The sequence below is a fragment of the Natronomonas amylolytica genome (genome assembly GCF_037031205.1).
Classification (GTDB): domain Archaea; phylum Halobacteriota; class Halobacteria; order Halobacteriales; family Haloarculaceae; genus Natronomonas; species Natronomonas amylolytica.
The window spans coordinates 326292-345718 of the sequence record NZ_JAYEZM010000005.1 but is presented as its reverse complement, the minus strand read 5'-3'; the positions used below and the strand labels follow the sequence as shown (position 1 = coordinate 345718).

The 19427-nt window shown below is 64.4% G+C and carries 22 protein-coding genes; 12 read left to right on the top strand and 10 right to left on the bottom strand.

The window, feature by feature from the left end; all coding sequences use genetic code 11:
- The first annotated feature begins 56 nt into the window (after nucleotides 1-56).
- From U5914_RS09675 to U5914_RS09665, 3 genes are read left to right on the top strand one after another with little or no spacing between them, the layout of a single operon-like run.
- On the top strand, nucleotides 57-524 hold the full coding sequence (locus tag U5914_RS09675; RefSeq protein ID WP_336135552.1) for a type IV pilin N-terminal domain-containing protein: 468 nt from the start codon (nucleotides 57-59) through the stop codon (nucleotides 522-524).
- 9 nt (nucleotides 525-533) lie between these two features.
- Nucleotides 534-986: a type IV pilin N-terminal domain-containing protein gene (locus U5914_RS09670; protein WP_336135551.1), complete on the top strand. Its 453-nt coding sequence runs from the start codon at nucleotides 534-536 to the stop codon at nucleotides 984-986.
- Between the two features lie 47 nt (nucleotides 987-1033).
- A complete protein-coding gene (locus U5914_RS09665; protein ID WP_336135550.1) occupies nucleotides 1034-1873 on the top strand; it encodes a hypothetical protein in 840 nt (279 codons plus the stop codon).
- A 401-nt stretch (nucleotides 1874-2274) separates the two neighbouring features.
- On the opposite strand, the gene U5914_RS09660 is transcribed toward U5914_RS09665, so the two are convergent.
- Complete coding sequence (locus U5914_RS09660; RefSeq protein ID WP_336135549.1) at nucleotides 2275-2520, bottom strand: ArsR family transcriptional regulator; 246 nt, start codon at nucleotides 2518-2520, stop codon at nucleotides 2275-2277.
- A gap of 980 nt (nucleotides 2521-3500) precedes the next feature.
- Between U5914_RS09660 and U5914_RS09655 the strand changes: the two genes are divergently transcribed.
- Both U5914_RS09655 and U5914_RS09650 read left to right on the top strand, forming a co-directional pair.
- Nucleotides 3501-3782, top strand: a complete 282-nt coding sequence (locus U5914_RS09655; RefSeq protein WP_336135548.1) for a hypothetical protein — start codon at nucleotides 3501-3503, stop codon at nucleotides 3780-3782.
- Nucleotides 3779-4855, top strand: coding sequence for a tyrosine-type recombinase/integrase (locus U5914_RS09650; RefSeq protein ID WP_336135547.1), 1077 nt, complete (start codon nucleotides 3779-3781; stop codon nucleotides 4853-4855). The genes U5914_RS09655 and U5914_RS09650 overlap by 4 nt, the downstream gene beginning before the upstream one ends.
- 347 nt (nucleotides 4856-5202) lie before the next feature.
- On the opposite strand, the gene U5914_RS09645 is transcribed toward U5914_RS09650, so the two are convergent.
- The gene (locus tag U5914_RS09645; RefSeq protein ID WP_336135546.1) at nucleotides 5203-5511 is read right to left on the bottom strand and encodes a lycopene cyclase domain-containing protein; all 309 of its coding nucleotides are present in this window, start codon (nucleotides 5509-5511) and stop codon (nucleotides 5203-5205) included.
- A 97-nt stretch (nucleotides 5512-5608) separates the two neighbouring features.
- On the opposite strand from U5914_RS09645, the gene U5914_RS09640 reads away from it, so the two are divergent.
- Nucleotides 5609-6754 carry a CBS domain-containing protein gene (locus U5914_RS09640; RefSeq protein ID WP_336135545.1) on the top strand — a complete coding sequence of 382 codons (1146 nt, stop codon included), beginning with the start codon at nucleotides 5609-5611 and terminating at the stop codon, nucleotides 6752-6754.
- A gap of 83 nt (nucleotides 6755-6837) precedes the next feature.
- Here U5914_RS09640 and U5914_RS09635 read toward each other — a convergent pair whose 3' ends face one another.
- The 5 genes from U5914_RS09635 to U5914_RS09615 form a co-directional block, all read right to left on the bottom strand.
- Nucleotides 6838-7563 carry a hypothetical protein gene (locus U5914_RS09635; protein ID WP_336135544.1) on the bottom strand — a complete coding sequence of 242 codons (726 nt, stop codon included), beginning with the start codon at nucleotides 7561-7563 and terminating at the stop codon, nucleotides 6838-6840.
- 67 nt (nucleotides 7564-7630) lie between these two features.
- On the bottom strand, nucleotides 7631-8665 hold the full coding sequence (locus U5914_RS09630) for a dipeptide epimerase (protein ID WP_336135543.1): 1035 nt from the start codon (nucleotides 8663-8665) through the stop codon (nucleotides 7631-7633).
- Nucleotides 8662-9675 (bottom strand): N-acetyltransferase DgcN family protein, encoded by a 1014-nt coding sequence (locus U5914_RS09625; RefSeq protein ID WP_336135542.1) that lies wholly within the window; start codon nucleotides 9673-9675, stop codon nucleotides 8662-8664. Before U5914_RS09625 ends, U5914_RS09630 begins: the two co-directional genes overlap by 4 nt.
- 122 nt (nucleotides 9676-9797) lie before the next feature.
- The gene (locus tag U5914_RS09620; RefSeq protein WP_336135541.1) at nucleotides 9798-10676 is read right to left on the bottom strand and encodes a Vms1/Ankzf1 family peptidyl-tRNA hydrolase; all 879 of its coding nucleotides are present in this window, start codon (nucleotides 10674-10676) and stop codon (nucleotides 9798-9800) included.
- Between the two features lie 24 nt (nucleotides 10677-10700).
- Nucleotides 10701-11048: a DUF5802 family protein gene (locus tag U5914_RS09615; protein WP_336135540.1), complete on the bottom strand. Its 348-nt coding sequence runs from the start codon at nucleotides 11046-11048 to the stop codon at nucleotides 10701-10703.
- Nucleotides 11049-11283: 235 nt separating this feature from the next.
- On the opposite strand from U5914_RS09615, the gene U5914_RS09610 reads away from it, so the two are divergent.
- Both U5914_RS09610 and U5914_RS09605 read left to right on the top strand, forming a co-directional pair.
- Complete coding sequence (locus U5914_RS09610; protein ID WP_336135539.1) at nucleotides 11284-12093, top strand: hypothetical protein; 810 nt, start codon at nucleotides 11284-11286, stop codon at nucleotides 12091-12093.
- A 54-nt stretch (nucleotides 12094-12147) separates the two neighbouring features.
- On the top strand, nucleotides 12148-12816 hold the full coding sequence (locus U5914_RS09605) for an ArsR/SmtB family transcription factor (protein WP_336135538.1): 669 nt from the start codon (nucleotides 12148-12150) through the stop codon (nucleotides 12814-12816).
- A 2-nt stretch (nucleotides 12817-12818) separates the two neighbouring features.
- Here the strand turns inward: U5914_RS09605 and U5914_RS09600 are convergent, their stop codons facing one another.
- Nucleotides 12819-13310: a hypothetical protein gene (locus tag U5914_RS09600; RefSeq protein ID WP_336135537.1), complete on the bottom strand. Its 492-nt coding sequence runs from the start codon at nucleotides 13308-13310 to the stop codon at nucleotides 12819-12821.
- Between the two features lie 83 nt (nucleotides 13311-13393).
- Here U5914_RS09600 and U5914_RS09595 point away from each other — a divergent pair, with 83 nt between their 5' ends.
- The 3 genes from U5914_RS09595 to U5914_RS09585 all read left to right on the top strand — a co-directional run bounded on the left by U5914_RS09595 (nucleotide 13394) and on the right by U5914_RS09585 (nucleotide 15955).
- The gene (locus U5914_RS09595) at nucleotides 13394-13660 is read left to right on the top strand and encodes a hypothetical protein (protein WP_336135536.1); all 267 of its coding nucleotides are present in this window, start codon (nucleotides 13394-13396) and stop codon (nucleotides 13658-13660) included.
- Nucleotides 13661-13785: 125 nt separating this feature from the next.
- Entirely contained in the window at nucleotides 13786-15030 is a 1245-nt protein-coding gene (gene gatD, locus U5914_RS09590) for a Glu-tRNA(Gln) amidotransferase subunit GatD (protein WP_336135535.1), read from the top strand.
- Nucleotide 15031: 1 nt separating this feature from the next.
- On the top strand, nucleotides 15032-15955 hold the full coding sequence (locus tag U5914_RS09585) for a GNAT family N-acetyltransferase (protein WP_336135534.1): 924 nt from the start codon (nucleotides 15032-15034) through the stop codon (nucleotides 15953-15955).
- A 414-nt stretch (nucleotides 15956-16369) separates the two neighbouring features.
- Here U5914_RS09585 and U5914_RS09580 read toward each other — a convergent pair whose 3' ends face one another.
- Both U5914_RS09580 and U5914_RS09575 read right to left on the bottom strand, forming a co-directional pair.
- A complete protein-coding gene (locus U5914_RS09580; RefSeq protein WP_336135533.1) occupies nucleotides 16370-17488 on the bottom strand; it encodes a hypothetical protein in 1119 nt (372 codons plus the stop codon).
- A 62-nt stretch (nucleotides 17489-17550) separates the two neighbouring features.
- Nucleotides 17551-17835 carry a ubiquitin-like small modifier protein 1 gene (locus U5914_RS09575; protein ID WP_336135532.1) on the bottom strand — a complete coding sequence of 95 codons (285 nt, stop codon included), beginning with the start codon at nucleotides 17833-17835 and terminating at the stop codon, nucleotides 17551-17553.
- A gap of 98 nt (nucleotides 17836-17933) precedes the next feature.
- Here U5914_RS09575 and tgtA point away from each other — a divergent pair, with 98 nt between their 5' ends.
- The gene (gene tgtA, locus U5914_RS09570; RefSeq protein WP_336135531.1) at nucleotides 17934-19427 is read left to right on the top strand and encodes a tRNA guanosine(15) transglycosylase TgtA; all 1494 of its coding nucleotides are present in this window, start codon (nucleotides 17934-17936) and stop codon (nucleotides 19425-19427) included.

Sequence of the window (19427 nt, the reverse complement as noted above, 5' to 3'; positions counted from 1 at the left end):
GGACATAAACCCCGCGGCCCCATTCTCGCTGTGAGAACACTGCGTCCGAACCAACCATGCAATTCAAACAACTACTCAAAGACGACGATGCGGTCTCGCCTGTCATAGGCGTGATCCTCATGGTCGCGATAACCGTGATTCTCGCGGCTGTCATCGGGACGTTCGTTCTTGGACTTGGCGACCAAGTCCAAGAGACGGCACCGAATGCACAGATAAGTTTCGATTACACAGAAGGGACCAGTGACACGCTCCAAATTACTCATGATGGAGGAGACCCTCTTCCGGGCGCTCAGACGTATGTCGTTATTAGTGGTTCGTCCGCCGACACAGACATCAACAGTCGACATGAGTGGGAGACTGATATGAGTGGAGACGCTGAAGTGACCGCTGGCAATTCAGTTACTATTGATGATACTACACCTGTAAGTAACGGGAATATTGATCTCAGTAGCGCAAGCGTCCGCATCGTTTGGGAATCCGAAAGCGGTGACCAGTCCTCGACAATTACGACGTGGGAGGCCTAACGCATATACATGAATTTCAAACAACTACTTAAAGACGATGACGCAGTATCGCCTGTTATTGGTGTTATACTCATGGTCGCGATAACCGTGATACTTGCCGCAGTTATCGGGACCTTCGTGCTTGGTCTTGGTGACCAAGTCCAGCAGACTGCACCGAACGCACAGTTTAGCTGGGACTACGACAGCAGCGGCGGCGCAGGCGGCGAAGGAGAGGTCGTGGTCACTCACGATGGTGGGGATGGAATTACTGCCAGCCAGATTTCGGTTGCCGGGACCGGTATCGTTCCGGCGGATGGCGACCAATGGCAGGACCTCACCGACACTTCCGAATCGTCTGGTTCATCGGTCACTGCCGGCAGTTCCGCGACAATCGGTGTTGATAGCACCGATGCCGAAGCGCGCCTCGTCTGGAACTCCGAGAGCGGCGACCAGTCCTCGACGCTCACCGAGTGGGAACTGTAACCCCCCGCTGACCAACCGCTTTTTATTGCACATCCTAATCCCATAGCATGCTCGCCGACCCGACCGACAGCACCGGCGCCAAGAAAGCCCTCGTGCGGACCTACGACCCGCCGGGCTACGCCGACCCGTGGGATTGCGTGCAGGATTACGAGCGCGTCCAGCGGGCTGCCGCCGAGCATCCGAATAAGGGCTCGCAGGCATTGAGTTCGGTCGTCGAACTCCCCCGATCTCGCATCCGTCCGTGGTTGGATGGTGCTCAACCCGACTGCTATCGCGGCCTGCAGACCGCCCTCAACCGCGGTTGGATTCTCGATAGTTGGTCATCCGATGCTGCGCGCACATTGAACCGGCTGGCGGCATGGCTGCTGGCCTCGGGGTCAGTCAGCCACCAGACGCGTGTGCCGGACTTCGTCGTCGAAACGTCGGCACAGGAAGACCGACTACTCGGCTACTTCGAAACCTTCGACCTGCGGCCGCGAGTTGTCACTCGCGACGGCAAGCCCGACGAGTGGATTCCGCGGTCGGATGCGAGCATTCTGGGGCGCGTCCTTCAGACGTGGACCGGCCTCGACGGCGACAAGACATCACTGGATACGCGCTTCCCTGAATATCTACAGTATGCGCCCGTCGGTATCGCTCGCGGCTTCGCCGAGACCTACGTCTCGCTGCGGGCGACTGTACGAACGGACCGCGGCGACCGGCTCCAGATTCAAGCCGAGCGGAGCGAGTATTTCCGCCAGCAATTGATCGAATTGCTGTCTCGTGTTGTCGACCCGGACGAGATTCGCGGCGACTCTTGGCCCGTCTATTTAGTCGATGATGCGGCTTTTCAGTTGTTCAATCCGGACTTGGCAGGGTACGAAGCGGACGACGTTTTCAGCCAATAACGTTCGTTTCGACGAGAATCCGCCACCGCTTTACCCACCTCCCCAAAGCCGCGTTTTGGCCGAACCCCCTCCCTGCGAGGGGGTGACGGCCTCTATATGTATTCGTCCAACTGCCGAGGCGATCTGGGCCGAGGGTACAGCTCTACATCGAGTTCCCCATCGAGGTACAGCTGCCCCTCGGTAGTGAGTTGAACCATCCAGCCAGAATCAGGTTCAATCGCTAACAGTTCCGCATCGGCTAGCACTTTACACCGCTCTCGAATCTGATTCTCCGTCGCGTGAATCGACGGCTCGACCGTCATCGTCGACGGTGTTGACCAACTCTCCTCTGAGAGGTGTTCGAGGATTCGTTCATCTAAAGCCTGCTGCCACCGGGCGGTGCGTCGTTGAGTCATGGAGGGCTAAATCTCGTTTTCCGATTTTGCGCTTTCTGTCGAAGGAGCATCCGTCTGGTCTTGGTTGATAAACTTCCCCTGTTCTACGTCATACTCTTCTTCGAGGTAGGCCTGCCCCTCGTCGGTGATCATGTAGACACCGTGGCCGACCTTCCGAAGGAGGCCATGCTCTTCGAGTTTCTTGCATCTTCGTGAGATTTGCGTCTTAGAAACCCGAATGTATTCGTTTTCGTGGAGGTCACCGACGCTCATTACCCCATCTTCATCCGCCTCGATAGCCTCCAAGATTCGGTCATCCCAGACGCTTTGCCACGATCCGCTTCTTCTCACTAAATTCCTCTCCGGTATCTCAGTACCTAATTCCCTTTATTATTCCCTATTTACCTTAAAGTAGTGCTGTAGCATCGTCGTTACATTTATGCAACTATGTCGTGAGAGAGGAATTGCGGGGTCACCACACCCTGCTGGCGATGCTATACGTCGTCAGAAGGTCGGGCCGTGCGCCAACACGGCCCGTAGAAGGTGGCTCCGGGGAAACCACGAATGTCGGAACGCACCAACGCGGGCGAAGCCCGCACCGACCGAGAGGAACTGTATCCAAATGAAACCGGCGGGTCAACGACGATCTCCGCGCGTCCGCACCTGGTCCGACTCGTGTACGTCTGCCTCAGTTGCGGCTCAACCGTCTGCGAGTGGCGGGAAGCGCCGGGCCATCCCGGTGACTGTATCGAATGCCGGAATCCCCCGCATCTGGAGGGTCACCGATGACGGAACCCTATTGCGCGGTTTGTCGCCGAACCGTTACCCCAGACGGTGATCACGTTGAGGCCACGCTCGTCACCAACCCGAAGGAGGCCCCCGACGGAACGACCTTCTACTTCCATAATAACTGCTTCGAGCAACCAAACTGGGAGGTTCCGGCGTAATGATCGACGACATTCCAGCCCGTCCGCGCTGTACGTTCTGCGATAGCTCGGTATCGGAGCATCGTCGGCGTCCATGTGCTCGCTGTTCCTACGCTCTCGAACAGCTACACCAACCCGGTGTTTCCGTCGTCTCGAAGGAAGGGGAGGTGATTCGATGAGTCTCCAGTATCACGAACACGAATGTTCCGACTGCGGGAATTCGACGGTTCATCATATCCACCCTCATGAATCGAAGGGCGATGAGGCTCGCTTCTGGTGTCGACATTGCGAGGAAGATGTGACCGGAACTATTGGAGGGTTCTTCGCGTGACGGTACTTCATCTCGACCTCGAATTCTCTTCGCGCGAGCGGGCTATTATCGCCTGTTCCCTCGTTGCTGGCTTCGTCGTTGGAATGTGGTTCGGTATTACAACTATCCCCGCTGAGGCTCTGGACGTTCCGAAATACTACGGTGACGAGTATGTTCGGACAGCTTACAATCCGGTTGATACCGCACATGTGTTAGCGACGTTCGCGCTTCCTCTCGTGGCTGTCTACTATGCCTACCATACCCCGTTCGACGATTCTGAGGGAGGTGCCGAAGAATGACCGACAATCGTCGCGACCCTCCCGAGGACCTGAGCGTTCGTGATGCGGTCCAGAAGTATCTCACCCGGCTCCGCCGTGATCGTGCCGAGGCGACCGTCGACGCCTACCGCCTCGATCTTCGTCAGTTCGTGCTGTGGTGTGAGGACGAAGGTATCGAGCAGGTGTCGGACCTCACCGGCTACGATTTCGAACTCTACGAAACGGACCGGTCCCAAGAGATCGCTCCCACCAGTCTCGAAAACCAGATGGGACTGGTAAAACGGTTCATCGAGTTCTGCGAAGACATCGGAATCGTTCGCGACGGGCTTCATGAATCGGTTCACGTTCCCCGTACTTCGGTCACCGAACAGTCTCGCGACGACAAGTTGTCGACCGACGACGCGAAGAAGCTGCTGAAGCATTTCCGTGACCGGAGTAACGGACTCTACGGAACGAAGTGGCACGCGATTCTCGAAGTAGCATGGCACGTCGGCGCTCGCATCGGCGGCATCCGGGCGCTCGACCTGGACGACTACGATAGTGATTTCCGGGTCCTCGAATTCCGCCACCGACCGAAGACAGATACGCCCCTCAAGAACCAACTCGGTGGTGAGCGTGACGTTGGGATTCTTCCCGAAGTGGCCGACGTGCTGGACGCCTACATCGAGGAGCATCGCCATGATCGCCACGACAAGAACGGTCGCGCTCCCCTGTTCGCTACTCGGTCCGAATACGGACGGGCGTCGAAGAACGCCCTACGGAGTTGGGTCTATCAGGCCACGCAACCCTGTTGGCACACCGACCCCTGTCCGCATGACCGTGAGCGGACCAATTGCGAATTGACGATTCAGAGCAAGGCCAGCCAATGCCCATCCTCGAGGTCGCCGCACGCGGTTCGAACCGGCTCGGTGACGTTCCACCAGGACCGTGGGTTCGACCCCGAGGATACTGCCAAGCGGGTTAATGCCTCCCTTCGGACGATTCGCCGCCACTACGACAAGGCGTCTCGCCGCGATGAGATGGAGAATCGTCGACGGCCGCAGTTGGATAAACTTCGCCTCGACCGCGACGGAGGTGACGATGTTTCGACGTGAACTGAGCGGCGGATTTTCGTCCCTGAAATATTCTGCCCGAACCCACTCGCTTTTCGATTCGCTACGTTCGATAGATGGTAGTCGTTCGTCCCGATTACCGGTCGGACCGAACTGCGTCGACAAGCGGTTCGTCGATATCCAGCAGGTCGGCGCGCCGTTTCCAGAGTTCGACCATCGCTTCCCACGCCACTCGTCGACCCCGTCACGAGGGCCGCCGTCCCGGAGAGGTCCCGGCCGGCGATACCCGCCTTTTTTCCGGCTCCGTATCGGTCCGTCGCATCTCGGCAGGGGTTGTGGGGACCGGCTCATGTTTGCACCGGTCGTGGATGGACCGTGCTATGGGCCGACTACGCGTCGAACAGGTCGGCCAGCAGTTCGTACGTGCCGACGACCATCGACGGGACGACGAACATGAAGAGGTGTTCTTCGAGGGGCACGTCGGCTATCTCGACGCCGGTTCGTAATGGAATCTCGAAAACGCCGGCTTCGAGCGTATACCTGTCCCACGCGTACGCGAATGGATAGAGGACCAGACAGACACGGAGTGCCTCTCGCGTCGAGTCGGTCCGTCGCAGCAGGGCGGCGGCGACGGTTCCCCACAGGAGTTCGGTGACCAGATACGTAAACCGGCCGAATACTGTGATATCGGGTCGCATAGAATCCATATCGGTCCCGCGCCTAATAGACCGCAGGGGTGGGTCACATCGCGGGGAGTACTTTGAAGAGCCATCGTGGCGAAGTCCGACGGGAGAGATGAATATTGCAGATATCGCCACCGACGAGTATATCGAGGTGGACGTCGACGACCGTCTCGGCAAGGTCCGCTCGGTCTTCGAGCGTGAGCGGTCGAAGGGTATTATCGTAACCGACGACGGCGACTACGAGGGTATCATCACCGAGCGCCAGCTCCTCCAGTCGCACATCGAGGACGACGCCAAGGCGAACGTGATGGTCCGGCGCAACATCCCGCGAATCGGCCGCGAGGACGGCGTCCGCGACGTCGCACGCATGCTCGTCGAGGGCAACACGAAGGTCGCGCCCGTCTTCGAGGGCGACGAACTGTGGGGTGTCGTCACCGAGGACGCGATTCTGGAGGCCGTCCTCGACAACCTCGAGGTCCTGACGGTCGGACAGATATACACCCAGGAAGTCGTGACCCTCACCGAGGACGACAACCTCGGGAAGGCCATCAACTACCTCCGCGAACACGGCATCTCGCGGCTACCGGTCGTCAACGAGAACGGGAAACTGACCGGGATGGTCACGACCCACGACATCGCCGACTTCGCCGTCCGGACGATGGAACGGCAACACTCCGGGGACCGTTCGGGTGACACCGACCGGATGCTCGATTTGCCGGTCTACGACCTGATGAACAGCCCCGTCGCGACGATTACACAGGAGGCGACCGTCCGCGAAGCCGTCGAGCGGATGCTGGCAAACGACTACGCCGGCCTCGTGGTGACGCCGGAGGGCGACGGCGAGACCATCGCCGGCATCGTCACGAAGACGGACGTGCTGCGGGCACTGACCTACACGGAAAAGGAGAGCATGGACGTCCAGATTACCAACATCAACCTGCTGGACACCATCTCCCGACAGGACATCACCGACGCCATCACCGAGGTGACCGACAAGTATCAGGACATGCAGGTCCAGCACGCCCACGTCCGCTTCCACGAGCACAAGGAACGGCTCCGCGGGACGCCGCTCATCCAGTGTCAGATTCGCCTCCGGACCAACCGCGGACAGGCCCCCGGAACGGGCGAAGGCTACGGCGCCGAGACCGCCTTCCACGTCGCCCTCGACAAACTCGAGCGGAACGTCCTCGAACTCAAGGGCACCCGCGCCGACGAGGAGTACGAGGGCCAACTCCTCCGCAAACTCGGCGAACTGTAACGGACAGCCGCCGACGGCGACCCCGGACCGAGCCATCATTTCCGTTCTCCCGTTTCCGGTCGAACAGCCGCCCGGCCGACCGGCTACTCGCTCTCGCGGTGTTTCGCCAGTGCCTCCTCCATGCTCAACTCGCCGGTCGCGACCTTGCGGGCCAGCCGTTCGCTGATGGTGCGTTCGGCCTCGCTTTCGCGGCGCGAGCGGTCCTTGATGCGCTGTATCTCGCCGGGCGTCGGCTCGATGTCCCGCTCCTGTACGACCTCCCCCTCCAGCCGCGCGATGTTGACCGCCGCGAGCACGTCTCCCATCCCGCGTGCACCGGTACCGAGATACGGCGTCGTCCCTGTTTCGTCGACCACTTCGACAGGGGCGTCCTCGATGGCCTCGATGATTTTGGCGCCCGCCAGTCGTGCGCCGTCGCCGATGCGGACCAACGGGTCGCCCGCGTCCTCGATTTCCCGAGCGACGACCTCGGAAGTCTCGTCGGCCGGCACCTGAAACGCGGCGACGACCGTCTCACCCGAGAGGACGGCGATACCGGGTCTATCACCGGGGTCGATGCCGACGACTGTGCGGCCGTCCGAGCCACGGAGGATGGCAAGGGCCTCGTCGACGGCCCGACGTGGGTTCTCCGGGTCGGCCCGAACCGTATCGATATTCGGGTGTTCGTCCTCAGGGCCGACGATGGCGACGCGGGCGGCCTCCGGAAGGGGGTCGCCGGGTTCGATAGTCGTGAATCGGACGCCGCGGTCCCGCAACTCGTCGACCACGCCGTGATAGACCTCGAAGTTCTCCGTCGCGACGACGATCACTACCGACGGTTCGGGCGAGGCGTGCTTAAAAACGACGGCAGGAGGCCACCGCCTCGCCGAAACCTCCCTATCGCGGGAGCGCGCCGGTTCCGGCGTCGACCACGCCGAGGTCAAAGCGGCCCTGCGAGATGGGAACGCCGCCGTAGGGGTCGGCCTCCAGCAGGAGCGACCCGTCGAGGTCGGCGTAATCTAACAGCGGAAGCAGGTGGGCACCGCCGGCGATGGCGGCGTTCGTCTCCAGCATACAGCCACACATGACCTCCAGCCCGTGTGCCCGCGCCGCGTGAATCAACTCGACTGCGGGCGTGGTGCCGCCGGTCTTCATGAGCTTCAGGTTCGCGATGTCACAGCGGTCGGCGATGGCGGGGATATCCGCGGCAGTGAGGCAGGACTCGTCGGCCGCGATGGGCAGCGGCGACCGCTCGTAGACGTGCCGCAGGCCCTCGGGGTTCTCCGCGGGGACCGGCTGTTCGACGAACTCCACGCCGTAGTCGGCCAGTTCTTGGCACTTGCGGACGGCCTCCTTCGGCGTCCACGCCTCGTTGGCGTCGACCCGAATATCGACATCGGGCTCGACGGCGCGAATCGCCTCGATGATACGCAGGTCGCGGTCGGTCCCGAGTTTGACCTTCAGGACCGGGTAGCCGGCCCGAGCGGCCTCCCGGGCGCGGCGTTTCATCGCCGCTGTCTCGTCGAGGCCGATGGTAAAGGACGTCGGCGGGCACGCTTCGGGGTCGTCGGCGAGACCGAGCAGCCGATAGACGGGTTGGTCGAGGAGCTTTCCGGCGAGGTCCCACAGCGCGATGTCGACCGCCGCGCGCGCGGCGGGGTTGTCACGGGCCACAGCCAACATCTCGTCGTGGATTCCCCGGCGGGCGTGCGGCGACTCGGCGTTCTCGACGACCTCGAACAGTTCGGGGAGCAGCGCCTCGACGGTGCCGGTCGTCTCGCCGTAGTGGCGGGACGGCGCGGCCGCGCCGTAGCCCGTCTCGCCGTCGTGGTCGATTGCGACGACGACGTTCTCGGTCGTGGCCGTCGTCCCGCGGGAGATGGTAAACGGCACGTCCAGCGTCAGTTCGACGGTCTCGAAACCCGCGTTCATTCTAGCTGGTCGATGAGCGTCGCGGCGTCGTTTCGGACCGGGTCGATGGCGGGCGCGCCGATGGACTCCTCGTAGTCGGCCAGGGCCTCGCCGGCCTCGGTCTCGGTCAGGTGTGACGTGTTCAGCGTGCCGCCGAGGAGTTCGGTCGGCGCGACGTTCTCCGCGAGGTCGAGATAGAGGTCGACCACCTCGCCGGGGTCGGGAATCGCGAAGTCCTCGTAGCCGTGAATCGCCTCGCGACCGGCCTCGTGACAGAGGACGATGTGGTCGGGCATCGCCCCGTGGAGGATGCCGCAGGTGACCGCCGAGTAGGCGGGATGGGTTATCGAGCCCTGCCCCTCGACGAAGAGGTAATCGTGTTCGTCGGCCTTCTCCACGAGCATCCGCTCGACGGCGCCGTTGGTGAAGTCGCTGATGGTGCGGTCAATGGGGATGCCCCAGTCGGCGATCATGATGCCGGTCTGGCCGGTCGGGACGAAGCCGGCATCGAGGCCGGCCTCGCGGGCGGCCTCGACGAGTTCCAGCGTCGCCGTCATCTTGCCGGTCGAACAGTCGGTGCCGACAGTCAGGACGATTTCGGCATCGAGGTCGCGGGCGACGCCGTCGGCGACGGTCAAATCCTCGGGCGGCTTGCGGACGTCGCGCAACTCGACGCCGTTTTCGTCGGCGAGGCGGGCGAACTCGTCGTCGTCTTCGAGGAAGTAGTGCAGGCCAGCAACCACGTCCGCACCGCGTTCGATGGCCCCGGTGACGTCGGGGCGCCACGACTCGTCGAAGCCGCCGCCGATGGGCGCGATGCCGATGACCAGCGCATCGAAGTCGGGCGCGTCGTGGACGCCCTCGACGACGGGGGCCTCGGAGTCGATATCGGGGATGTGGTCGCCGACGGTCGTACCGGCGTTGTCTCGGTCGAGGACGGCGACGACGTCCTGTTGACCGTATCGGAGGACACCGACGGCCGTCTTCGCCCGGTCCGGGAACTGCTCGTGAGCGAGAATCGCGATGCGCATACGCGGACCGAAGCGGTCCGGGGGTATAAACACATTCAGTCCGGGCGGTGAGCGGGACGTTCCGTAACGGGTCGAACAGTGACCGACTACCGGCGGGACGGAGAGCCCGGTATAATCACCGATTAAAGCCCGTAGACGGCCACCGACCAGAAGTCCTCGAAGGCGTCTTCGAGGGCGGGTTCGGGCTTGCCGGTGGCGTCGACGGCCGCCGTCGCGTCGGTCTCGAACTCCTCGATGAGTCGTCGGTCCCCGACGACGAAGGTGCGGTCGGCGTCCACGTCGGCCAGCGCGTCCTGACACTTCTCGACGTGTTCGGCGATCTGGTCGTCGCGGATGCGCTCGAACCGGGACTGGGAGAAGCCACCCTTCGAGTGGTCGCTTTTTACGTTGCTACTGAAACCCTCGTAGTCGACGCGGTCGTCGCCCTCGTAGACGCCGACGGCGAAGACGTCCGAGCGGACCAACGCGAGTGCGTAGCGGCCGCTCGGTTGGAACCACGAGCGGTCGATACGCGGCGCCGCCTCCCACGTGACGAAGGGGTCGGGGGCGATGGGCGGCCGAAGGGCGACCGCCAGCAGGCCGGCGTCGTCCGCACAGACGAGACAGGGTTCGGCCCGGGAGACCAGCGGCGCGTGGTCGCCGAGCAGTTCCCGGACCGAATCCGGGATATCGCCGTCGACGTAGGCCGTCAGGACGCTCTCGGGGTCGCCCCGAAAGGACTCCAGCCGCGAGAGGACCGTATCGAGCCGAATGCCCCGAACCGACGCCTGATGGCGGAAGCCGATGGCGGCCTCGTCGGTGTCGGCCTCGACGCGGCCTTCGAGGTCGGCGATGCGGTCTTCGAGGCGGTTGACGCGCTCTTCGGCCTCCTGTCTGGCGCTGACGGCCGTCGCGCGGCGCTCGCTTTCGGCCTCCAGTTGGGCCTGAAGGCTCTCGACCTCGTCTTCGAGTTCCGCGATTTCGTCTTTCAGTTTCGTCCGACCGAGGAGGTCGTCGAGCATCGCCGGACCGACGGGACGGGGCGCCTAAAAGCCCGCGGGACCGTCGCCGTCCGCCGGGTCGATGCCGAGCAGTTGGGTGGCGCGGTCGGCTTTCGCCAGCAGGACCTCCCGGAGCGTGGGCGGGTTGTCCACGCCGGTCGCTTCCAGCGCCGATTCGGGGAGGCCGACGGTTCGACCGGGGACGTCCTCGGCCCCGTGGACGGGGACGTGTGCAGACCCGATCTTCATGACGAGCGGGCTCTCGCTTTGCCCGTCGTAGAGCTGTCGGTTAACCTGCTCGTGTTCCGCACGATGCATGACCGCGCGGTCGCCCTCGTAGGGCTCGACGTAGAGCCGCCCGAGGTAGTAGCCGCTTGAGAACGGTTCGAACATTGCCGCTAGTGTTGTGTCATTCGTTACCACACATAAGCGTTGTGCGGAAGCCCTTATGCCGTCGGGCAAACAGCGAACTCTCGCGGGGACGCATCGACTGGCCTTACCCGTCGACAGTTACGGTGTTTAATCCGATTATAAACGCTATTGGACGGTATAGAGTAGTTTCACGGGGCTGGTGAACGGACCAAACGGAGGGCGGGTTTTTACGATGTGTGCGTCTCAGAGGCAGGTAATGAGAACTGATGCCGTCGCGGCGGGCCTCCTCGTGGCCCTTGCCGTCCTCGCGGTCGCCACGATGGGGGGCGCCGTCGCTGATACCCAAGACAACGGAACTGAGGCGAACGCCGCCGGCGCGAACGTCTCGGTCGGCGCGGAGGTGTCCTCGTTCATGCAGGCCAGCACCGCCGAGGCCGAGGGCGAGGTCGACGATGGAATGTTCGAGGCGTCGCTGCGGCGGACCGAGGACCCCGAGGAGCGCCGACGGCTCGTCGAGAACCGGACCCGGCGGCTCGAAGAGCGCCAACAGCGCCTCGAAAACCGGCGGGCGAACATCGAGGGCAGCGGCACCGTGCGTGACCGGGCGCTCGCCGTCGGCGTCGCCGTCGGGGCCAACCAGCTAGAGGAGTCCGTCAACGAGACCGAACCGGTCGCCGAGCGCGTCGGCGTCGACACCGGACGCCTGCACGAACTCCGGACGAACGCGCGAAACCTCTCCGGCGGCGACGTCGCCGACCTCGCCCGGGGTATCGCCGGACCGCCCGTCGACCGTCCCGACGTAATCGGCCCGCCGAACGAGTCGCCGGACGTGAACGTCAGCGGCGACCGTGGCGGTGGCATGGGAAACGCGCCCGAGGTGGGGCCGGGTAACCGAACCGCTGGCGAAGCCAACGGACCCGGTGGTCAGGCGGCCGCCCCCGAGGACGCCAGCAACCGGAGCGGTAACGCGTCCGTCGAGGACGGCAATCCTCAGAACTCCGACGACGCGGAGCGACCGAACGACGGCGGGAGTGATGCCGACGCGGACGCCGACAACGCGGAGTAATCGCTCGGCCGATTCGCGTCACGCTTTTTCGTACGCGTCCCCAAGAGTCACCTAATGGATTCGGCGGCCCTCTTGGATTTGTTGGGCAACGAGAACCGCAGGCGCATCCTGCGACTGCTCGCTCGCAAGCCCTGCTACGTGACCGAAATCAGCGAGTACCTCGGTGTGAGCCCCAAGGCCGTCATCGACCACCTTCGGAAGCTCGAGGAGGCAGGCCTCGTCGAATCGACCGTCGACGACGGCCGCCGCAAGTACTTCTCCATCGCGCGCAACCTCCGTCTGGAGGTCAACGTCTCCCCCTACGATTTCGGGACGAAAAGCGCGTATTCGGCCTCCTCCAGCCTCGATATCACCTCGTGGCGGCACGTCTCGCTGGACACCGACCGCGAGGACCTGACGGATATCGACGCCGCCGACAAGGACCTCTCGGAGTTGGCCGCCGACCTCGAATGTCTGGAACAGCTCGAAAACGAACTGTCGATGGCTCAGCGGTGGGTACAGGGTCGGCTTACCGAAACGCTCGACCAGATTAGCGCCCACTTCGAGGGACTTGACGGCCGTTTCTATGCCGACCTGTTGCGCGGACTCGCGACCGGCCCGGCGACGCCCGAGGAGTTGAGCCGGCAGGTCGAGGCACCGCCGGACGTGGTCGCCGATGCGCTGGAGGGGCTGGCCGCCCACGGCGTCGTCGAGCAGGACGGCGACGCGTGGCGGTTAGTCTAGACCTACGCGACGTCTCGCGTCAGGCCGTCCCGCAGGTCACGGCCGAAGTAGTTGCCGACAGCACCGACGGCACCGCCGAGGAGACCGCCGAGCGCCGCCAGCGGTAGGCCGAAGCCGCCTAAAAAGGCGACGACGGCCACATCGAGGACGGCGCTGCCGGCCATCGCGATAGCGCCTGCGAGAATCGCTTCGGCGTAGCGGCGCTCGGAGACGATGAGGCCGAACCCGAACGTGGCGAGGAACACCCCGAGCAGGCCGCTTCCGGGGATAGGGAGGAACGCGCTGCCGAGGAAGACCCCGAAGGCCGAAAGCAACAGGGCGGCGACGAACAGCCGCGGCGAAAAGAGGGAGTTCGCGCGCGAGCCGACACGGCCACGGATACCGGACGGCTGGGTTTCGGCCGAGGATTCGGCGTCCAAGTCCTCGTCAAGGCCGATGTCGCTCTCGACGTCGCTCCCGGAGCGGTCCCTCGTCCGAGTCCGGTCACGGCTCATATCGGATGATGGGCCGCCACGGGCATCGGTCTTTCCCACGTCGCGGCGGACAGATATACCCGGCTCAGGCACGTAGTCGTGGTGTGAACCGCACGTATCGGTGCCTCAACTGCACCGAACACACCGTCTCGCGGCCGTTCGACACCTCGCACCTCTCGAAGCACTGTCCCGTCTGTGACTCCTTCGAACGACTGGTCAACGACGCCGTCTTCGAGCAGTTCCGGACCTTCGAGGAGTCACCGCCGGAATCACTGTCGTGGTCGAAACTGGAACGTCAGGAGAAACTCCTCATCAGCGAACAGGTCACCCGGAAGGGCCGTTCGGTCGAGGATTTCTCCATCGAAGCTTAAGCACGGTCCGGGGGGGCGAGACGCGTCAGTCATCGCCCTTCGGCACCGGCGCGTTAGCGACCGCAACTGAACGACGCCCACGGGGAAAAGTGGGTTTGAAGGGTACTGGTGTGGTAGCCGACTGTATGAACGCAGGGGACCGCGTCCGTGTCGACCGCGGCACCGCCACCTACGAGGGCGTGTTGATGCCCTCAACGACGGCCGAGAACCTGGTCGTCAAACTGGAGGGCGGCTACAACGTCGGTATCGACCGCGACGAGGCCGACGTCGAGGTACTGGAACGGGATAGCTACGACATCGAGGAGGCTCAGGACACCGGCGGCACCTCCGAAATCACCTTCGAGGACGAGTTGCCGACCATCTCGCTCATCTCGACCGGCGGGACCATCGCCTCGACGGTCGATTACCGGACGGGCGCCGTGACGGCGCAGTTCGACGCAGAGGACGTCCTCCGGGCCGTTCCCGAGTTGGCTGGCCGAGCGAACTACCGGGGTCGCGTCGTCGCGAACATCCTCTCGGAGAACATGTCTCCCGACGTGTGGGTCGACCTCGCCGAGGCCGTCCACGAGGAAATCGAGGGGGGCGCCGACGGCGTCGTCGTGATGCACGGCACCGACACGATGCAGCACACCGCCTCGGCGCTGTCCTTCATGCTCGATACGCCGGCGCCGGTCGTCTTCACGGGCAGTCAGCGCTCGGCGGACCGACCGTCCTCCGATAACGTGATGAACGCCGTCTGTGCCGTCGAGGCCGCCAAGGCCGACCACTCCGAGACGGTCGTCTGTATGCACGCTGACGAGTCCGACGACGACTGTGCGCTGCATCGCGGCACGCGCGTCCGGAAGAACCACACCTCCCGCCGGGACGCCTTCGAGACGGTCGGCGCCGAACCGCTCGGCGAGGTCGAATGGAAGACCGGCGAGGTGTCGTTCAACCGCGAACCCGCCGCCCGCGGCGCCGATGACCTGCATCTCGCCGAAGGGCTGGACCGCGATGTCCAGCACATCAAGTTCGTCCCGGGCGCGCCCGTCGAGTTCCTCGACGTCGCCGAGGACGCCTCGGGACTGGTCATCGAGGGCACGGGCCTCGGCCACGTCAACACCGAGTGGATTCCGCGCATCGAGGAACTCATCGAGGACGGCACGACGGTCGTCATGACCAGCCAGTGTCTGGAGGGCCGCGTCTGTGACCGCGTCTACGACACCGGCCGTGACCTGCTGGACGCCGGCGTCGTCGAGGCCGGCGACACTCTCCCGGAGACGGCCTACGTCAAACTGATGTGGGCGCTGGCGAACGTCGAGTCCGTCGAGGAGACGATGCGGCGGTCGGTCGCCGGCGAACTGCAGGAACGCTCCGTTCCGTGGACGTGAGATGAGCGACGCCGAGACCGCTTCCGGCGCGCCGGTCGAGACGCGGCAGGCCCGCGCGGAGGACCGCGAGGCCGTCGTCGCCTTCACCCGCGATACGTGGCCGGAACTCGGCGGCGATTACATCCCGCGAGTCTTCGACGAGTGGGTCGAAACGGACGGCCCGGACCAGCGAACCTTCGTCGCAACCGTCGACGACCGGCCGGTCGGCATCTGTCAGGGCGCCCTGCTATCGGACCACGAGGCGTGGGCACAGGGCATGCGCGTCGACCCCGAGTACCGTGGCCGGAGCATCAGCCCGAAACTCACCGAAGCCGTCTACGAGTGGGCCGCCGACAGCGGCGCGACGGTCTGCCGGAACATGGTCTTCTCGTGGAACGACGCCGGCCTCGGCCAGTCGCGGGCGATGGGCTTCGAACCCCTCGCGGAGTTCCGCTGGGTGGAGCCGGAGCCGCGTGCTGGCGCCGACCCCGAACTCGACGTCGTCGACGACCCGACCGTCGCGTGGAGCGTCTTCCACGGCAGCGACACCTACCACGAACTCCGCGGACTCGGACTGGACCTAGACGAATCGTGGGCGCTCGCGGAGGTCACCAAGGAGCGCCTCGCGGCGGCCGAGCGAGCCTTCGCGGTTGCGGACGACGAACGCGCCCGCGGGATGACCTACCGGACCCGGACCTTCGAGCGCGAGAACGACGACGGCGAGGCCGAGACGTGGTGTGAGTACGGCGTCGGTGCGTGGGACGACCACGGGACGCTCAGGGCGCTCGGCGACGCAATCGCCCGCGACGCCGCCGAGCAGGGCGCCGAGAAGGCGCGAATGCTCGTCCCCGAGACCCCCCGACACGTCTCCGATGCCGCCTACGCCCGCATCGACTTCTCCGATGACCCCGACTTCGTTCTGGAACGGGACCTGACGCGGTACTGAGCCCGAAGGTTCCGGCCGGTTGCGGTCAGTTTCGGTTCGCTGAGTCGTCGCTGTCGACGAGCCGTAGAAAACTTTATGTCCTTTGGTAACTAATAACAATGTCCCGACGGGCGCCGCGAGGGCTCGCCGGACGATCCGCTCCGGTCCGGTCACAAACCGGGTTGGAGGGGGTTAGAGGCAAAACCAAAGCCCCCGTAAAAGGGGAACAAGGTGAACGCCTCGAAGGAGAACCGAAGCGGCCCGAAACCCGTCCGCCATGGCGGATCGGCGCGAAGGCCAAGTAACGGACCTCGTGTAAACGGGGCTCGCGAATCCGGGTCACCGGCAAAAGCCGTATGGGCCGTGGAAAACATCTCCCGTCCGGGTCCAAATCGCGGCGTCCGTTCGTTACCGTTCTTTTCGATTCCGTAGCGCCTACACTGTCAGGTCGAAGGAGACAGCGACGGCGCCGTCGCCGATGGCACCGAAGTACGCGAACCGGTATCGACCGGACTGCAGGTCGGGACAGACCCCGGCGTCGTCGTGGTAGGTCCCCTCGACGATACCGTCCTCGGTCAACTCGATGTCCCACGCGAAGCCGTCACCGGGCGGGTGACCGACCGCTTCGTCGGTGTACTCGAAGTAGCCGTCCTCGTCTTTGACCCGCAGGTCCTGCCACCCCTCGTCGGTGTAGACCTGCAAGTTGTACTTCGCGCGGGTGCCGGTCGAGAGGGTCTCGTCGGCGACGTTCGTCAGTTGGATGCGGGCGGTATCGCCGTACTCGTAGTCGACGCTCTCGACCCGGACCGAGAACGCCGACTCGCCGTCGGCTTCGAGGTCGCCCCACGCCACGTCGCCCTCGTCGAACCACTGGGGATGGCGCTTGATGCCGTCGCGGGCACAGTCCAGCGGCGCGACGGGCGATGGTTCGGCGTCGGGACGGACGTGTCCCGGTAGGTCGGCGGGGTCCGGAGACAGCGCGTCGTCGGCAGTCGCGGTCACGGTCGCTTGCTCGCCCCAGCCGTCGGTCACGTCGATGGCGACCTCGTCGGCGGGCGCGTCCTCGAAGGCCACTCGGAGGAGCGTCGAGGGAAACGTCACGACATCGGCACACGCCTCGTCGTCCTCGCTGGTGTCGGCGACCGTCGCGTCGGCGCGGAGTCGACCCTCCTCGACGCGGACGCTCCCGACGTCGAGTCGGCTGTAACAAGCGTTCGGTCCGGCCGACTCGACGACGACGAGCCGTTCGGTCTCGTAGTCGATGCCGTCGAGGAAGTCGCTGATGTCGTCGTGGCGGTCCCCGGAGGGGTCGAAGATTCCGATGAGGGCCCGCCGGCGGTCCTCCGAGTCGGCCACGGCGGCATAGCCGACCGAATCATCGTACCAGTCGGGGTCGTTTCGAACCGTGAACGGAAGCGTCTCGACGTCGGCGATGCCGACTCCGCCGGATGTCGGCGTTTCGGTGCCGCTGTCGCCGAGGCCGAGACAGCCGGCAAGCGCCGCGCCGGCGCCCAAACCGACGGTTCGGAGGAGGGCGCGTCTATCGGGGGTCATGGTGGAAGGGAGGCGGCGAGTATATGAATCCCTTCTGTAGCCTCAAAGAACCGTTGAACGTATCAATCGGCGCCGCCGCTGACGGGCGGGAACAGGGCGAGTTCGTCGCCGTCTTCGAGGACCGTCTCGAAGCCGTCGTCTTTCACGAAGGGGTTGGCGTCGTTGCGGAGGACGCGGATGTGGTCCCGTAGCTCTCCCTCGTCGTCCAGTACCTCATCTTCGAGTTCGGGATGGGCATCGAGCAGTTGCTCGAAGGCCGCACCGAACGTGTCGCCGGGTTCCGCGGGGACCTCGACGTGTTTCGTGCCGGCGGTCTCCGCGAGGTTGGCGAACAGGCGCCATTCCATGCTCGGTGGTCGGGTTGGGTTCCTCTTAGGGGTGTCGGCGGCGACATCCGCGCGCCCGTGACGTAATCCTTACCGCCGTCGGCCTGATACGGCTGGTAATGCGAGATATCTTCGAGTTGCGGGACGTCGACGGCGCCGGCCGCATCGGCGAACTCGACGTCCCACGCGCTGGCGTCACCGTCGAGACGCCCGCGCTGTTGCCGGTCATCAATCCCCACATCCGGACGATAGAGCCCTCGACGCTGGAGGCCGATTTCGGCGCTGACATCCTCATCACAAACGGCTACATCTTCTATACCTCCGAGGAGTACCGCGAGCAGGCTCTCGATGAGGGCCTACACGAACTGCTGGATTTCTCCGGCGCCATCATGACCGATTCGGGGTCGTTCCAGCTATCGGAATACGGCGAAATCTCGGTCACCAACGAGGAGATTCTCCGATTCCAGGCAGACATCGGTTCCGACATCGGCACGCCCGTCGACATTCCGACGCCACCGGACGCCAGCCGCGAGCAGGCCGAAGACGAACTCGCGACGACCAAGGCGCGTCTCGAAGCCGCCGAGAACGTCGACGTGGGCGACATGCTCGTCAACGCGCCCGTCCAGGGGTCGACCTACACCGACCTCCGGACCGAGGCCGCCGAACACGCCTACGGGACGGGACTCGACGTGTTCCCGGTCGGTGCCGTCGTCCCGATGATGAACAACTACCGGTACGCCGACATGGTCGAGGTGGTGCTGGCGGCCAAACGCGGCCTCGGCGCCGACGCACCGGTCCATCTGTTCGGCGCCGGCCACCCCATGATGTTCGCGCTGGCAGTCGCCGCCGGCTGTGACCTCTTCGATTCGGCGGCCTACGCGCTCTATGCCCGCGACGACCGCTATCTCACGATTTCGGGGACGGAACACCTCGACGACCTCGATTACCTGCCCTGCTCGTGTCCAGTCTGTGCCGAACACACGCCCGACGAACTCCGGGCGGCCGACGAGCGACACCGCGAGGAACTGCTGGCCCGCCACAACCTCCACGTCAGCTATCAGGAACTCCGGACGGTCAAGCAGGCGATTCGCGACGGCGAACTCATGGAACTCGTCGAGCGGCGCGCCCGGAGCCACCCCGCGATGGCCGACGGCTACAAGGCGCTGCTCGACGGCGCCGACCAACTGGAACGACACGACCCCGTCTCGAAGGGGTCCTTCTTCTACCTCTCGCCGCAGTCTGCGCGCCGGCCCGAAGTCGCCCGCCACCACGACCGCATCGAACGGCTCCCCGTCGAGGCCGACCGCGTCCTGCTGTCGGAGGGCGGCGACAACCGCCGCTTCGACGAGACGTGGCGCCTCCAGCCACCGTTCGGCCCCTTTCCCTCGGCGCTCTCGGAGAGCTACCCGGTCTCGGCGGAGTTCCCCGAACGCTTCGACCGCGAGGCCTACGAGGCCGCCGCCGAGGGCGTCTGCCGACTGGTCGAAGCCAATCCGGACACCGAATTCGCCGTCGCCCACTGGCAGTGGCCCGAAAGCGCGCTGGCGGCGCTTCCGGACGAGATAGAGGTACTCGAACTCGGCGAAGATAGCGAAAACCCGGCCGAGGAATGA